Annotated in this window: 11 protein-coding genes and 3 pseudogenes; 7 read left to right on the top strand and 7 right to left on the bottom strand. The window is 71.5% G+C overall.

What is annotated here, in order from left to right; genetic code table 11:
* Positions 1–8: 8 nt before the first annotated feature.
* The 4 genes from ACZ58X_RS31860 to ACZ58X_RS31875 form a co-directional block, all read right to left on the bottom strand.
* Positions 9–4007: a golvesin C-terminal-like domain-containing protein gene (locus tag ACZ58X_RS31860; RefSeq protein ID WP_470337046.1), complete on the bottom strand. Its 3999-nt coding sequence runs from the start codon at positions 4005–4007 to the stop codon at positions 9–11.
* A 198-nt stretch (positions 4008–4205) separates the two neighbouring features.
* Positions 4206–5462 carry an ABC transporter permease gene (locus ACZ58X_RS31865; protein ID WP_470337047.1) on the bottom strand — a complete coding sequence of 419 codons (1257 nt, stop codon included), beginning with the start codon at positions 5460–5462 and terminating at the stop codon, positions 4206–4208.
* A gap of 8 nt (positions 5463–5470) precedes the next feature.
* Positions 5471–6166 (bottom strand): ABC transporter ATP-binding protein, encoded by a 696-nt coding sequence (locus ACZ58X_RS31870; RefSeq protein WP_470337048.1) that lies wholly within the window; start codon positions 6164–6166, stop codon positions 5471–5473.
* Positions 6163–7623, bottom strand: a complete 1461-nt coding sequence (locus ACZ58X_RS31875; protein WP_470337049.1) for a peptidoglycan-binding protein — start codon at positions 7621–7623, stop codon at positions 6163–6165. The genes ACZ58X_RS31870 and ACZ58X_RS31875 overlap by 4 nt, the downstream gene beginning before the upstream one ends.
* Before the next feature lie 372 nt (positions 7624–7995).
* Here ACZ58X_RS31875 and ACZ58X_RS31880 point away from each other — a divergent pair, with 372 nt between their 5' ends.
* From ACZ58X_RS31880 to ACZ58X_RS31910, 7 genes and pseudogenes are all read left to right on the top strand, one after another.
* Positions 7996–8499, top strand: coding sequence for a hypothetical protein (locus tag ACZ58X_RS31880; RefSeq protein ID WP_470337050.1), 504 nt, complete (start codon positions 7996–7998; stop codon positions 8497–8499).
* On the top strand, positions 8499–9407 hold the full coding sequence (locus ACZ58X_RS31885) for a hypothetical protein (RefSeq protein WP_470337051.1): 909 nt from the start codon (positions 8499–8501) through the stop codon (positions 9405–9407). Before ACZ58X_RS31880 ends, ACZ58X_RS31885 begins: the two co-directional genes overlap by 1 nt.
* A gap of 156 nt (positions 9408–9563) precedes the next feature.
* Positions 9564–9839, top strand: a pseudogene (locus ACZ58X_RS31890) (helicase associated domain-containing protein); the annotation flags it as partial.
* Between the two features lie 130 nt (positions 9840–9969).
* Positions 9970–10128, top strand: coding sequence for a hypothetical protein (locus tag ACZ58X_RS31895; protein ID WP_470337141.1), 159 nt, complete (start codon positions 9970–9972; stop codon positions 10126–10128).
* Between the two features lie 333 nt (positions 10129–10461).
* A complete protein-coding gene (locus ACZ58X_RS31900) occupies positions 10462–10638 on the top strand; it encodes a hypothetical protein (RefSeq protein ID WP_470337052.1) in 177 nt (58 codons plus the stop codon).
* A gap of 307 nt (positions 10639–10945) precedes the next feature.
* Positions 10946–11823, top strand: a pseudogene (locus ACZ58X_RS31905) (helix-turn-helix domain-containing protein).
* A gap of 979 nt (positions 11824–12802) precedes the next feature.
* Positions 12803–13297 (top strand): annotated as a pseudogene (locus tag ACZ58X_RS31910) (Tn3 family transposase); the annotation flags it as partial.
* 35 nt (positions 13298–13332) lie between these two features.
* Here the strand turns inward: ACZ58X_RS31910 and ACZ58X_RS31915 are convergent.
* From ACZ58X_RS31915 to ACZ58X_RS31925, 3 genes are all read right to left on the bottom strand, one after another.
* Positions 13333–13635, bottom strand: coding sequence for an SDR family oxidoreductase (locus ACZ58X_RS31915; RefSeq protein WP_470337053.1), 303 nt, complete (start codon positions 13633–13635; stop codon positions 13333–13335).
* Complete coding sequence (locus tag ACZ58X_RS31920) at positions 13632–14423, bottom strand: maleylpyruvate isomerase family mycothiol-dependent enzyme (RefSeq protein ID WP_470337054.1); 792 nt, start codon at positions 14421–14423, stop codon at positions 13632–13634. Before ACZ58X_RS31920 ends, ACZ58X_RS31915 begins: the two co-directional genes overlap by 4 nt.
* 690 nt (positions 14424–15113) lie before the next feature.
* Positions 15114–15785: a DUF402 domain-containing protein gene (locus tag ACZ58X_RS31925; RefSeq protein ID WP_470337055.1), complete on the bottom strand. Its 672-nt coding sequence runs from the start codon at positions 15783–15785 to the stop codon at positions 15114–15116.
* Positions 15786–15892 lie beyond the last annotated feature (107 nt).

Consider the following 15892-nt stretch of genomic DNA (forward strand, 5'->3'; position numbering starts at 1 on the left):
GCCGACAGTCACTGTCCGCTCTTCGACAGCCCGTTCAGGGCGTTCTGGAGCGCGATGGCGTACCGCTGGACGCCGGTGTTGTTGGGGTGAAAGCTCTCCATGCTCGGGCACACCACGCTGCCGGGGCACGAGTAGTCTCCACCGCCCGTTGTGGAGGGGCCGGCCACCAGGTCGTTGATTCCGGGATTGTCGTCGCAGATCTTGTAGCCGAGGAACTCGACCCCGGGGTAGTAGAACGTGACCGGCACCGGGTCGAGCCGCGCCTTGGCGGCGGTCGCCGCCGCGTCCTGCATGTCGCGCATGCGATCGGAGAATCCGTTGACGGTGGCCACCCGTGAGGGCAGCACGACGCTGCAGCCGGGGCTCATCTTGCTGATGTCGCCGAACAGTTGCGGGTATCCCAGGAGGATGATCTGGGCCTTGGGCGCCTTGTCGTGGATCGCGGCGAGCAGGTCGGTGAGGGGCTGCTGGACGTTGTCGATCCGCTTGTTCTGCGTGGTCACGTCCGGGCACTGGGAGGTCGGGTCTCCGCAGCCCGCCATGGCGGGGCCGAAGCCGGCGTCGTTGCCGCCCGCGGTCAGCGCGACGACGGTCGTGTCCGCATTGATGAAGCCCGACTTGAGCTGCGGGATCTCGTGGTGCTGGCCCATCATGCCCCACTGCTGGTTGGCGATCATGTTGCCCGCGAACGCCCCGGAGCAGGCCACCGTGTGGTAATCGAGGCTGGTGTCCAGGCTGTCCGCCAGCGCGCCGACGTTCTGGCTGTCACCGGGGAGCACGGTCTGGCGGATCCACGAGTTCTTGCTACGGCGGCAGGCGTTCCAGGAGCGGCCGGGCGAGGTGTCGGTTTTCTGGTCGGCGTAGGGGCCGACGTCGGTGCCCATCAGGTAGGGCTTGGCTCCCTCACCGGACGAGTAGGAGTCTCCCATCTGCACGACGATGTCCTTCGGCTTGCCCGGCAGCGCCTGGAACGCCATGGCGTCCCAGGCGATGTCCTCGGAGGCGTCGCCGTCCGGCGTCCAGTTGCTCAGCGAGACACCCTGGAAGTCGCTCCCGGGCTGGAAGTTGAACACGCCCAGGCTGACCCAGCTGTTGGTGTTCGCGTAGGCGTTGATCGCCCGGTTGCGGGTCGTGCCGTCGCCGATGTGGATGGTGTAGATCGCTTGCTGGGTCTGCGATCCGGTGTCGGGCAGGTGGGCGATGACGCGCTGCCAGCCGGAGACCTGCTGTCCCAGCTGCCAGGAACCGGTGATCGCCATGGGGCCGGTGGCGTTCACCGGCTGCGTCACGTCGTTGCCCGGGTTGCTGACCGACGCGTTGTCGCTGCGCGTGTGGGCGTACCAGAAGTGGGCGCCGTAGCCGCCGCCGATCTGGTGGAGGTCGGCCTTGGCCTCGTAGTGGTTGGCCTGGTCCGGAGCGAAGCCGAAGCTGAGTTTGCCGGCGTTGTTCCAGGTGCGGGTGCAGCCGTCGCGCATGGGCGGGACCTGGCCGGAGACGGAGTCGATGACGAGTGCTCCGGCGGGCGGTGCACCGCAGTCCGGGGCGCCGGTGTTGCCGTTGCCCGGTTCGGTGCGCAGGGTCTTGTACGTCATGTACTCGTGGCCGCAGGCGGCGGTTTTGCAGTTCCTCCACGAGGCCGTGGCGTGGTACCAGTACGGCGGGTCGCAGGAGGGGCCCATGTGGTCGACCTCGCAGCGCGGAGGGCTCTTGGGGTCGCAGTTGTTGCTGGCGTTGCAGAACGTGTCCACGGGGGGTTTCACGCCCGACTTCTGGATGTTGCTGGTCCACCAGGCGGCGGAGTAGCCGGCGGTATTGCCCTTGTTGAGGTTGCCGTTGTCATCGTAGGAGCGGCCGGTGTCGATCGGCCAGGCTGCCCAGCCGAGGACCTTCTCCTGGTAGGGCCAGTACTGGGGATGAGCGGCGTCCGCGTAGTGGTTGGCGTCGAGGAAGGGTTTGCGGTCGGGCTGGTAGAGGGGGTTGATCGGGTTGTTGAGGTAGCCGAGGCCCCACTGGGTGAAGGGTGCGGCCGGGTTGTACTTGTTGAGGCCGGAGTTGTAGGACCAGGCGGCGGTGAACCAGTTTTCGATGCTGGTCGGGTCGTCGTCGTTGAGCGTCAGCGGGGTGGGCAGGGCTGGGTCGTGGAGTTCGTTCCACTTGTCGGCGAGGGTCTTGGCCGCGGCGGCGATGTTTGAGGCGTAGTCGAGGGCGACGGCCTTCTGCTTGTCGTAGGGCCACATGACGTCGCCGGTACGCAGTCCGGTGGGGCCGTGCATGCCGTCGGTCTGCTGGCCGATGCCGTAGCCGCAGTCGACCTTGTCCCAGTTGATCTGCCAGACGTCCTGTGGGTGGGCGGGGTCGGCCTTGGGGTGGCCGTAGTAGCCGCCGGTGAGCGGGTTGCCGGTCTGGCCGGGCAGGGCGCCGCCCTCGGCCTGCCAGAGGTTGGACTCCTGGGCGAGGACGCCGAGCAGGACCTGCGGCGGGATGTGGGCGTTGGGCGCTCCGGTCAGGCTGGGGAGCGGGAACATGGCCTGCGGGTCGACGGTGCCCAGGCCGTCCTGGGTGCGCCAGCCGCCCTGGCGTATCCACTGGGCGGTCAGCTGGCCGCGCACGGCCATGTCGACGGCCCATTCGACCTGGTTGGGGGTGGGCTGGTAGGCCTGCTGGGTGGGGTCGTTGCGGGGGACGGAGCAGGTCCGGTCCTCGTCGGCGGTGTCGCTGCCGTTGCCGCTGCCCGTGTCGGGTGCGCCGTCGGCCGGGGCGAGGTCCTTGGCCTGCGGGGTGGCGGATCCGTGGGCGGCGGGGCGGCTGAGCGCCGGTGAGCCGTTGGCGCCCTGCGCGTGGTCGGTGTCCGTGTCAGGGGCGACGGAGAACGTCAGCTTCTTGCCGGTGGTCGGGACTTCGGCCTTGACCTCGATCCAGGCGCCGGCCTCCTGCGCGGGGGCCGTGAGCGGGTGGGCGGCGAGGCTGCGGGCGCTCGTGGACACGGACTCGTCGACGGCGAGGGCGCCCTTGGTGGACACCACGGCATCGGCGGGCGCGGCCAGCGCCTGGACGGTGCCGGGCAGGGGTGCGACCTGCTCGGGTGTGCCGGTGACGAACAACTTGCCGCCCGCGCCCGGCTGGAGGGCGATCTCGCCGGTGGGGGCTTGGGCGAGCGTCGCGACCTGGCCGTCGGCCAGCCGCTTCACGGTGGCCCGGCCGTCGGCGTGGTCGATGAAGGCGATGCCGCCGTCGGTGTCCGGATGGACGTTGCTCGCCGCGCCCGAGGTGGTCGCGATTTCGGTCACGTGCCCGGCGTCGTCGATCTTGCTGAGCCGTGCGCCGAGGGCGCCCACCAGACCGCTGCGGGTGGGCACCGCAGAGGTGACCTGCCCCTGCACGGTGACGGTCCGCGTGATCCGCCCGGCTTGGGTGTCGACGGTCAGCAGCCGGGTCTGCCCGAGGTCGGTGTCCCCGTTCTGGGTGAGCACCGCCGTCTCGTCCGCGCCGCAGCCCGGGTCGAAGTAGGCGAGTGAGACCGTCTCGGACAGCTTGGTCACCGCACCGGAGGTCAGGTCCACGACCGCGGCGAAGGCGCCGCGCTGAAGCAGTTCGGGCCGGTTGACGAACTGCCGCGGCGCGTAGACCACGACGGCCCGCTGGCCCGAGGCGGTGACGCACGAGTTGCCGACCCACAGGTCTGTACTGAACCCCGGCTCGGACAGGGTGGTGACCGTGCGCCACTGGTAGGCCTGGCTGCTCTCGGCGGCCAGCACGTGCAGACCGCTGCCGTCACCGGCCAGCGTCACAGCCCGGTCCTGCGAGCTGCGCCAGTCCTTGGGCAGAGATGTGTCGGGGTCGGTCACCTTGGACGGCACCGGCGGCTGGCCGGGCTTGGTGCCAGGGGCGGCCGTGGACGGCGCGGTGGACGGCGCGGGCGGATCGGCGGCGGCGGGTAACGCGACCGCCAAGGCGGGCAGTAGTGCGAACGCGCCGGCCAGGATGGCCGAGCGTGGTCGGAAGGACATGGAACCCCCTGATTCTCGATTCGTGGAGAGCGTGTAACAGCCGGTCGGCTGCGGACAAAGACTGGGCGCCGGGACTGCCGAATTCGGCCATGGGGAATTCGGTCGCCGGATACGGGGTCATCGAGGCAAGGCCGCCTGATACCCGGTCGCCAGGGACTCCCGCCCGGGAGTTCGGCATGCGCCCGGACCCGGGCCTCTCTACCGCCGAAGCGCCTCCACGGGCTGGACCCGGGCGGCGCGCCAAGCGGGATAGAGGCCGGCGAGGAGGCCGGTGGCGAGGCCGATGAGCGGAGCCGCCACGACGGTGACCGGCGCGATGACCGGGGTCCAGTCGTGGACGAGCACTACGCCGAGCACAGTGATTACGCCGAGCGAGGTGCCGATGAGTCCGCCCAGCATGCCGAGGCCGGCCGATTCGGCGAGGAACTGGGCGGTGATGTGCCGACCGCAGGCGCCGAGCGCGCGTCGGAGTCCGATTTCCCCGGTGCGTTCGAGCACCGCGACCAGCGTGGTATTCGCGATGCCGATGGACCCGATCACCAGGCAGATGGCGGCGAGCAGTAGGAACAACTGGTCGAGGTCGGAGGTGACGGTGCTGCGCAGGGTTCGTGGATCCGGTGGCGGAACGGCCCGGAAGTTCTCCGGGCGGACCGGATCGAGCGCGAGCGCGGCCTCGTCGGCGACCTGCCGGGCGGCGCCGATCCCGGTGGCGATGATCATCTTGGCCCGGTCGCCGGACGGCGCCCCCCACAGCCTCGTCGCCGTCTCCCGGGGGACGGTGACGGAGGAGAGGAGGTCGGCCTTGCGCCGGACGTCGTCCACGATCCCGATGACGGTGAACGGCTGCCCGGCGATGAAGACTGCAGGCTGGACGTCGAGCGTGGAGATCCCCAATCGGGAGGCGACGCCTGCGCCGAGCACGGCCACCGGCTGCGCGGTGCTGTCGTGCCAGGAGTCGAACGTCCGGCCCTGGAGGAGGTGCGGCTCCGCGGCGGCCAGGACACCCGCCGAGGCCGCCACGACCTGGGCCCGCTCGCCGCCTGCCGCGCCGCCGACCGGCGCCGACCGCACGGCGTCATCGGCCAGCCGGACGTTCCAGTACACGCCGGCCGCTGTGACCCCATGGAGGCGTTGTACCCGGGCGTCGGCGTCGGTGGGGAACGACAGGGCTGGGAGTTCCGCCGTGCTGCCGATGTCCTCGACGGACACTTCGGTGGCGGTCAAGACGTTGAAGTGCGAGTCGACCTGGGACGAGGTCGTCGCGGCCAGCCCAAGAACGGCCACGAACGTCCCGACCCCGAGGACGGTGCCCAGCCCGGTCAGCGCCGAGCGCGCGGGGCGCTGCAGGATTCCGGTCAGTGCCTCGGAGAGCAGGTCCCGGCCCGACAGCCTGGACGGTTCGCACGCCCGGGGCGGGCGGTCGGGCCGAACGTGCTCACGACGCCGGAGAGTCATGCGGATGCTCACCGGGTCACCAGTTCCGTCAGTCCGCCGTCGCGGATCGACAGCGTGCGCCCACCGCGTGCGGCCACCCCGGGGTCGTGCGAGATCAACACGATCGTGATGCCGCCGGCGTGCAGGTCGTCGAGGAGCGCGAGGACGGATTCGGCCGTCGCAGTGTCCAGGTTGCCGGTGGGTTCGTCGCACAGCAGCAGCGAGGGACGGCCCACCAGAGCGCGGGCGATGGCCACGCGCTGGCGCTCTCCGCCGGACAGCCGGGTGGGCAGGGCATCGAGCCGGTGGCCGAGCCCGACTCGATCGAGCGCGGCGCGAGCCCGTTCGTGCCGGATGGCGTGGCCGAGGTGGCCGTGCTCGCGGGTGTACAGCATGGCCAGGGCGACGTTCTCGGTGGCGGAGCGGTGCGGCAGCAGGTGAAAAGACTGGAACACGAAGCCGATCCGGCTCCCGCGCAGGGCCGCCCGGTCGCCGTCCGGGAGCGCCGCCGTGTCGATGCCGTCCAACAGGTACCGCCCCATGGTCGGGGTGTCCAGGAGGCCCGTGATGTTCAGGAAGGTGGACTTGCCGGAGCCGGACGGGCCGGTGACGGTGACGTACTCGCCCTGCTCGATGACGAGGTCGCACGGCTTGAAGGCCTCGACCGGCGGAGGACCGGCGTAGGTGAGTCCGACCCCGCGGAACTCGACGACGGCGGGGCTCACTTGGCACCCGCCCCGGCGGCGGTGCCAGCCCCGGCGCCGGGACTCTTGACGCCGACGATGACCTGGTCGCCCTCGTGCAGTGAACCGTCGGTCGTCGGCCGCACCTCCACGCTGCCGGCGCCGGTCGTCCCCGGGGTCACCTCCACCCGCCGCCGCTGCCCGACCTCGGCCACCGTGACCACGGTCTTCCCGTCCGCCGTGGCGGAGAGCGCGGAGAGCGGCGCCGTCAGCACCGGGCCGGGGGAGGAGGCGGCCACGATCGTCAGACGAACATCCTGGTTGGCCAGCGAGACGTCCAGCGGGCCGTCGGGCTGGACCAGCAACTGGTACCCGGCGCCGCTGCCCGGGCCCGCCGTCTTGGGCTTCCCCGCGCCGCCGTCCTGGGCCTGCGGGGCGGCCACGGCATCGGCCACCGAGACGACCGTGGCGGGCGCCTTCGTTCCGGTCAGCTCGGAGAAGACCTCCACCTTCTGCCCGGGCCGTACGAGGCCGCGCTCTGCGGCCGTCAGGTTCCCCCGGACCACGAGGGCACCTGCGGAGAGGGAAAGCACCTTGCCGTTGACGGTGCTCCCGACCTGACCGGCGACGCTGTCGACCCGGGCCGGGAAGGACGGCAGGAACACCAGCTCGGCGGCCGGCACCATCGGGCCCCGGGCAGCCTTCGACTCGGCCAGCTTGCCGCGCAGGCGTTCCAGGTCCTCGGCGGCGCGTGCGACCTGCTTCTTGGCTGCCGCAGGGCCGGACGCTGATGGATTGCTGCTCCGGCCAGATGCGCTGGGGGCCGGTGAAGCGGGACCGGCACCGCCGGAGGCCTCCGACTGAAGCTGATCCCGGGCATCGGCCAAGGCTCGCTCTCCGTTCGTCACGGCGTCCTGAGCCGCAGAGACGCGCTGCTCCCCGTCCTGGGCGGCGGGCAACGGGTCGTACCCGTGCGCCGCGTAGAAGCTGGCGACGGCCGCCTTCGTCGCCTCCCCAAAAGTGCCGGGCTCGTCCCCGGTAGCCGGGAACCCGGCGCCGGCCAGGGCGTCCTGGAACTGCTTCACGTCCGCCCCCTTCGTACCCGGCCTGAGGTCCCGGTAGACCGGCAGCTCACCCGGCAGCGCGAAGACTGGCCGGCCCGCGACCTCCAGTACCGAAGACGCCGACTTCACCTCGTCGCCGGCCTTGAGTGGCAGCTGGGTCACGACCGGCAGGGCGCCGCCGTTGCCGGCGTTCCCGGCCGGCGTCACGTCGACGGTCCGCCCGGCAATCACCTGACCGCGCGTCACCACCGTCGATGTCAGCACGCGCCGCTCCACTGGAGCCGTCAGAACGTCGGGCGGCGGCGGCCCGGTCTCGGCCGCCGCCTGGGCCGGCGACTTGATCAGCAGCGACGCCCCTGCACCCGTGCTGGACAGGGCGATCGAGACTAATGCGGTGGCAATCAGCACCGATCGTCGGCGCGCGGCGGCTGGCATCTTCAGTTCCCCCCGAGGTAAAGCCGAATGATTCTGCGAAGGCCATGGAAGCTCCGCGCCCGGGCGGGTCAAAGCCCTCGGTAGTCATGCGAACACAGACCCTAGGCATGCTGACGGAACGTTAGCAACGTCGTTTTCGGCGGTCTGCGTGAACCTGCAAGAGTGTTCCGCGTCACACTTGACGGCTCGTCGGGTCGACGTGACGATGGACGGCGGCTACCGGGGGGTGGCAATTCTTCCGCTCGGATCGAGTGCACTGCTTGCACGTTCCGTCGAGCGTTTCCAGGTGCGTTTGCTGTACGTACTTCCACATGCCCCCAGGTGCATCTACGTGCATTTCTTCCCTGTGTTAACGCCTCCGAAGGAGTGGAAATGAAGCGCAGAATGGCCGCCCTGCTCACCACCGCCGGCGCCGCCCTGGCCACCTTCGCGTCCGTCGTCCCGGCTTACGCGTTCGACTACGTCTCCGACACCTGCGGCTACCAGGACAAGTCGTACTGCTTCGGGATCTTCTACAACTCCGCGAGCAACGGCGTGTCCACCAGTCCGTGCTTCCTGTCGAGCCAGAGCATCGACGACCACTACGGCGTCAATTCGCCGAACGGCAACATCATCAGCCTCTATCAGTTCGGCTGGTCCGACCAGTATCTCCGGACCAACCTCGGCGGTTCGCACTGCGAGGCCAATTCCGAGGGCAGTGGCTATGCGCTCAAGAACGAGGCGGCCTCCGTCGTCAACGGCGACGCCTGGGCGAGCTACACCGTCTTCTACCACTCCAACTTTAACGGGACGGCGCAGACGTTCGACCCGAACTCGAACGGAAACCTCATCTCCCGGTTGCACAACAACAACGCGTCTCATCGGCGCAACGGCTGATGCGGCCGGCAACGTTCCGAGGACCACGCGCTGCCCGCCGCGCCGCGGCCTGGCTGGCACTGGCCGCGCTGGCCGCCAGCGCGGCGGGCTGCACGGCGACCACGCCGAGGCCCTCGGCGACGGGTGGCGCGAAGGCGCCCGGTGCGACCGTGAACAGCGGGCTGGTCAAGGGCATGGTGCTGCCGCTCCAGGCATACATGACGGGCTACCCGAGCCGACTGGCGGTCGAACAGGCGAAGCGGCGGACCCAGCGCGAGTGCATGAAAGGGCTGGGGTTCGACTACGACCCGCCGCAGCCGGGCAGCTACCCGCCTTCAAACTTCGACGGTGCCAACATGGCGCGCCGCTACGGGATCAGTGTCCCGGAGGAGGCTGAGAAGTTCGGCTACCACCTGGCCGGCAACCCTGCAGACCCGCCGCTGTACGAGCCCGGTAAGGCAGCCGGCGTGGCGCTCACGGGCAAGGACGAGAAGGGGACAAAGGCCACCGACCCCCGCATTCCCGACGGCGGTTGCCTAGGGGAGTCCGACCGGAAGATCGGCCGGATCGACGAGTCGCTGGTCAACCAGCTGAATGGGGACAGCTTCGAACACTCCCAATCAGACCCGACAGTCGTCCAGGTGATCTCCGCGTGGAGCACGTGCATGAAGGCCAAGGGCTACTCAGCCACTAGCCCGCTGACCGCCACCGACTATCTGCAGAACCGCGGTTCGGGAGAGGTCATCCCGGCCGAGATCGCCTCGGCGACCGCGGACATCGCCTGCAAGCGGGAGACGGACCTGCCCCGGATCTGGTTCGAGGACGAAGTGCGGATCCAGAACGAGCTGATCGCGGCGAACCAACTCGCCTTGACCGAGGAGCGCGACAAGAACACAGCGGTGGTCAAGCGGGCCTCCTCCCTGGGCTGAATAGCGTCTGGTGGAAGTAAGGCGGCTGGAAACCCTGGGGATGGTGTCGGGGTCCGCTGGACGCGGCGTGGGAGGAGAACCTGGCCGCGCGCCGGAGTACTTCGAGCGCCACGGCACCTCCCGTACGGCCACCGCGCTGGACAAGCCGGTGGGGCAGTGGCTGTCCAATCAGCGCTGGCCCGGCGTGCTCGCCGACCGCCCGGACCGGGTGAGGCCCTCGCGGAGATCGACCCGGACTGGAACCCCGCGTGGCCGCTGGACTGGCAGCGCCACTACGCCGCCGTCGCCGACTGCCTGGACGGCGGGGCGAAGCTGGCGGATCTACTGCCGGGGGTGACGATCCACGAGCTGGATGTGGGGCGGTGGCTGGAGCGGCAGCGTCAGCACATCGTGTGGCAGGGGCTGATGGACGAGCAGCGCGAGCGCCTGACCGCGCTCGGCGTCGAACCGCTGGCCGCCCCGGCCGAGTCGGAGAAGGGCGTGGGGAAGGCCTCCAAGGGGGCGTCTGGGGCCTTCGAGCGGGGCGTGGCGGCGCTGGCCCAGTACAAAGCGCACCGGCACTGTGACGGTCCCCAGGGGCCACGTGGAGGAGTTGGAGGCGGCCGGCGGCACCGTGGCGGTGAAGCCCGGGGTGTGGGTCTCCAACACCAAGAGCCAGCGGGCCAAGCTCACGGGGGAGCAGCTGGCCGCGCTCGCCGGACTCGGACTCGACTGGCGCTGAGCCCGGGGGTGGGTCACCGCATTCGCGGGTGACCCACCTGATCTCGTCGTGCGATACGGGTCTACTGCTCCCCGGCTTGGTGTCCTGCACCAAGCCCCATCATGTTCGTGCTGAGTTCTCCACCAACGCACTTGGGCAGGCAGGTGTGTCCGATCATGGTGACCATTGCCCCTTGGAGGCGGCGGACGGACATCATCGGCTCCGTCCGCAGGCGCCGGATATATCCGATGCGAAGGCTTACAGCAGATTGCGGTAGCGGGCCTGTCGAGGTAGTCCGTGTCCATGCGGTTCCACACCGGCACGTAGGGCCGGTCCTTGTGGTTGCCCACGCCGGTGTCGACGAGGATCGTGCGCCTCTGGCTGCGCAGCAGCCAGGACTGGATCGCGGTGTGGCACTCGTTGGTCCGCGGGTTCCAGAAGTCGGGTGCCAGCCAGTGGCGTTGCTCCTGCCACGCGCCGTCGGGGCTGTCCGGGAAGAACCGCTCCGGCGCCAGCTGGGCCGAGCCGTAGAACTCCTTGACGCGGGTGATGGCGACATTGCCGAGGGTGATCTGCTCCGGGCGCTGCTCCATGGGGTACCTCCAGGGCCGGTGGGGTGGGTGGCGGACTGGGGCGTGTTCCGTCCTTCGCGTCGGACCGGCGTGCGGCTCCCCCGGCCGCCCGGCCGGGAGGCCCGGCGTCACCAGGCCGGAATGGTGGAACACGCCCGGGGACCGACTCCGGCCCCCTGCCGGGGCGGGGACCACGACCACTCCCGGGCTGTCCTACTCCTGGCAGGGTGTGGCTGGGGTCGGACCGCGCGCCGAATACTGGGGTGATGAACGGACCCGGCCCGCTCGGCGCCTTCCTCCATGCCCGACGATCGCGGCTGCGGCCCGAGGACGTCGGCCTGCGCGACCTCGGGCCCCGCAGGCGGGTTCCCGGGCTGCGGCGCGAGGAGTTGGCCGAGTTGGCGGGCGTCAGCGTTTCCTACTACGCCCGCCTCGAACAGGGTCTGTCCCGCAGGGCATCGGCCGAGGTGCTCGACGCGATCGCCCGCGCGCTGCTGCTCGACGCCCACGAGCGCGAGCACCTGGAGTGCCTCGCCGTGGCCGCTCGCCACGGGTACGCCGCCCTCGGCCCGAGAAGCTCGCCGACGAGACCCGCGACCTGCTGCGCGCCCTCGACAGCGTCCCGGCGCTCGTGCTGGGCCGGCGCACCGACGTGCTGGCGTGGAATCCCCTCGGGCATGCCCTGCTGGCCGACAACCTGGACTTCCTCGCCCCGAACGACCCGGCACGACACCCGAACATGAGCCGGATGCTGTTCCTGGACCCGCATGGCCGGGAGCTGTACGCGGACTGGAAGCGCAAGGTGCGATCGGTGGTGGGCAGCCTGCGGCTGGCCGTCGGCAGGCACCCGCAGGACCCCCCGCTCGCGCAGCTGATCGGCGAACTGACGATGAGCAGCCCGCAGTTCCTCGCCCTGTGGCGGGACCACCGGGTGGCGCCGTGCGGGGCCTCCTGCTACGAGCTGCGCCATCCCGTCGTCGGCACGCTGACGGTCAGGCAACAGACGCTGTCGATCGCCCCTTCGCCCGACCAGGTGCTCATCGTGTGCACGACCCCCACCGGCTCCGCCTCCGAGCAGGCTCTGGCGCTCCTCGCGCGGGCGAGCGGCGCCCGGTCCCCCTCCCCCGGGGACCGTCTCGGCTGAGGCCGTCGAGGCTGTGTGGCCGGCCGATTCTGCGCCGGCCGTCACTGACTCAACCGAACCGAGTTGCACCGTTCATTGGAGCTGGGTGACACTGCGCGCAGTCTCGCGGGGCCGGCGAACACAACCGCCCACGTGGCCCGGTCCTGGTCACCACCGGCAGCGCCGCCCGCGCCGCGTAGGACGCGGGCGGTGTCCGGTGCCGCCGCTCACCCGGCTGCGAGGCCCGGCGCGGTCCACCGTCTAAGCGTCGCCGCCACCGCCGCCGATCCCGTCGAGCGCATGGCCTGCATAGCCCTGGCCCGCTCGGTGATGCGCACCACCGCCGCCGGATGGGGCGTCGCGGGCGGCGTGCTGGACGACCTGGTCGCCATCGTCGGCGAGCTCCTGGCCAACGTCGGTAACGGGTCCGGTCATGGCGTGGGTGGGGGCGGGGGCGGGCGCGCGGGCATCGTCGGGGTGCTGTGTGTGGCCTTTCCGAGGCGAAGCGGGTGGCGGGGCGGGCGGACGGGGTCTGGATGCGGAGATGGACAAGCTGCACGACCTGGTCAGCCACGAGCTCGGGCAGGATCCGGCGCTGGAGCGAGCGGCAGAGGAGGCCGGGGCTGGGCGGCAAGAGCCGTCCGAGCGCACCCGGCGGCGGCGAGGCCCGCGGCCCGCTCGACCTCCTCCCCACACCGGGGCTGCCCGCCGGCGGCGAGGGTGTACCGGGCCGCCGCCCACCTCGCCAACACCGCCAACACCGCCAACACCGCCAGCACCGGCGACGAGCGGCACCGGCTGCGGGCGTTCATCGAACGCCACCGCCCCGGCACCGGAAACGAGCAGACCGCGGCGCAGCTGGCGGCCTGGCCGCGAGTATGGGAACAGGCGGGCGAGGGCGGGGCGGGCGTGAGAGCGGCGCCGGCGCGACTTCCCCCCGGCTGCTGGTGGTGCTGGTCGGCACGGCGGCCACCGGGGTGCGCGGCGAGGTGGCGGAGGAGTGGCTCGCAACCGCGTGAACCTGAACAGGGTGATCACGCACTGGCCGGACATGCTCAAGGTCGCCGGTCCCCTGGTCACCGATCAGGTCCGCGCCTACGACCTGCTGCGCGTGTTCGGCCGTGACGGCCGCCCGACCCCGCGCGGGGCGGCGTTCGCCGAGTACGGGCGGATCGCCGAGACCGAGCACCTGCTACGGGTGGTCGACCCGGTCGACGACACCTACCGGCGGCAGACGAACCGACAGCTCACCGTGCAGGAGTCCCGCCACAAGCTGGCGAGGGACGTGTGGCACGGCAAGCGCGGCACCATCCACCAGGCGCACCGCGACGGCTTGGAGGACCAGCTCGGCGCGCTCGGCCTGGTCCTCAACGCCATCGTGCTCTGGACAACCCACTACGGCTTCACCGCCTCGACCCCAGCCGCCGGCGCCCTGCGCCCGCTGCGCGCCCCGGATGCCCCGGGGCTGGACGAGGACGAGACCGGCGCGGGATGAATCCGGCGCGGCCCGGGACAGGCTCGCCCGGTCGCTCAGAGGAGGATGCCGCCGGAGACCTCGATGCGCTGGGCGGTCATCCAGCGCAGGCCCTCCGACGCCAACGTGGCGATGGCGTCGCCGATCTCCTCGGGTTCGCCGACACGGCCGAGCGCGGTCTGCCCGGCCAGACCCTGGCGCATACCGATCGAGGACGTCCGGGCCGCCGTCCTGGTCTTGGCCCGCCGGGTCCGCGCTGCCCACCAGGCCCGGGTCTGGACCCTGCTCGGGCACCCGTCGTGGTCGGCGTACGCGCAGACCGTCGCGTATTCGCGTCTGCTGCGACGTGCGACGGTCACGCGTTCGGGTCCCAGGCGAAGAGCCGCTCGAAGATGCCCCGGTCGCCGTCGATCTTCACCGAGTCCAGCGGTGTGCGCCCGTAGAACCACAGGACCAGCTCACCGGCCGTGCCCCGGGCGGAGGCGTCGGCCGGGGCCTGGGCTTCGCCCTCGCCGGCAGCCGGGAGGCGGACGGCGCGGGCACCGTCCGCCTCGACCGTGAAGCGCCAGGAGCGGCCCTCGGTGGCGTGGTAGTCGACGACGGCCGGCTCGTGCGGCCAGACGCCCGACCACGCGCAGCAGGTGAACAGGAAGTCCTCGACGCCGTCCAGCGCCACCTCCGCCGGCAGCGGCTGCGCGGCGCCCGCGGTGAGCTGGGCGTCGTAGGTGTGCATCGCGATCTCCTGAAGTTGGTGCCGGGCGACGGCACCGCTGGTCCGCGGCGACTGCGAGGCGCCCCACCACGTCCAGCACTCGGCGTCCGGGCCGACCTCCCGCAGGGTGTCCAGCAGCTCCTGCGTCGACGCGGCCAGCCAGGCCACCAACGCCTCGCGCTCCCGGGGCGCCTGCGCCTCGGCGCGCGCCGCCACAGCCTCGGCCGGCGGGGCGTCGGCCGGACCGGCCTCGACGACGGCGGCCCAGAACGGGCGGCCCGAGCCCAGGTGCCGCGCCAGGTCGAACAGCGTCCACTCGGGACAGGTCGGCACCTGCACGTCCAGGCTGGGCGCGGCGGCGATCGCGGCCCGGAAGGCCGTCGCCCGCTCGTCGATCAGTCGCAGCAGGTCAGGGAGTTCAAGATTCTTCTGCACTGCGACTGTCTATCACCGCCCTCCGGCGGCCGAAAGCGAATTTCCCAGCCGCCGCCCGCCGCCGCCGTCCGAACCGCCGCCGGCGGCGCGGCCGCGGGCCGCTCCACCCCCGGGCCCGAGCAGCAGCAGTGCTTCGAGGACGGCGCGAAGGCCATGCGGGAACTGAGAGACCTGTACGGCCCGCTGCAGGTCCGGTGGTTCACCGCGGCGGCCTCCCTCCGGCACCACCAGGAGGTCGACGCGGCCTACCGGCAGCTCGACGGCCGGCCGACGGGCACGGCGTGCAGGCCAAGGGCGGGGAGGCGTTCTTCGCCCTCGTCGACCGGATCATCCAGGCCGCCGGCGCCCCCGCCGACGCCCACCTCGGCGAGGCGTACGCCACCTGCACCGCCGCCGCCTCACCGGGGCGGCCTTTCACGCCTGCGGTGGACCGTCCACAGCTTCCTCGGCCACACCGCCCGCGCGGTCGTGTCACCCACAGTGAAAGGGGGCCGGGGATCCGCCTCGGGGGCCGGGGATCCGCCTCCAACCACGTCCCCGGGTGCGCCTCCCGTGAGGCCACCGGATGCCATAGCTGGAGGCCGGCGGGGCGCTGGCGCCGGATCAGGCACAGCCGGCCGTTGTCGACCAGGACCGCGCACACCCGTACGCGGGCCTCGGTGCCCTGGCTGCTGCCGGTCGTCGGCGAGGTCACCGGTCGGTGGCCGGGTCGTCGGCGTCTGCGGGCAGCTCGGGCAGCGGCCACGACGGGTCCGGCGCCCAGGCCGGCCAGCCGGCGGCGAGCGGGCCGGTACGGTCGTCGAGCATGCTGATCGCCCGCCCGCGGGCCCGATCGATCTGGCGGTGCAGGTAGTCGTCGATCAGGCCGAGGCGGCGCAGCTGGGCGTACTCTTCCTGGTCCTTCCAGTGGTGCCCCGACAGGTCAGGGGTGATGACCAGGTCCAGGCACAGGTCCAGGGTGTCGATGCCGACGCCGGGGCGACGCTGGTAGGGCTTCTCGAAGTTGATGTACCAGCGCAGCGGGTCGCCGGTGGCGGCGTCCTGGAAGCAGTGCACGGAGAACCACTCGCCGGCCAGGAAGGAGGAGAGCAGTGCGGTGCCGGTCCACCGATACCGGCCGAGGGTCCAGGACCCGGCCGCCAGGTCCTCCAGGCCCTGCTTGCGGGTGACGTCGTCTCCGGTGCGCGTCGCGGTGATCCAGGTCGTCGGTGCCAGGCTCTCGATCCCCGGCCAGTAGGCGAGCGTCAGCACGTGGCCGGTGTCGTCGATCACTCGCTGGGGCATCGCGGTCCACACCCGGTCGGCGTGGACGTCGCGGCGGATCGCGGTGGTGCCGGGCTCGAACAGGGCGGTGTCGGTCATGGCGAAGAGTTTTCCCGGCCGCGGGGCCGGGAAGTCCGCTCGAAGGTGTGACGGCGGGTCAGGGCTTGGGGAAGCCGTAGCGTTCGGCCGCCGAGCCTATCCGCGCC

It is taken from the genome of Kitasatospora sp. NPDC040550 (assembly GCF_055594965.1).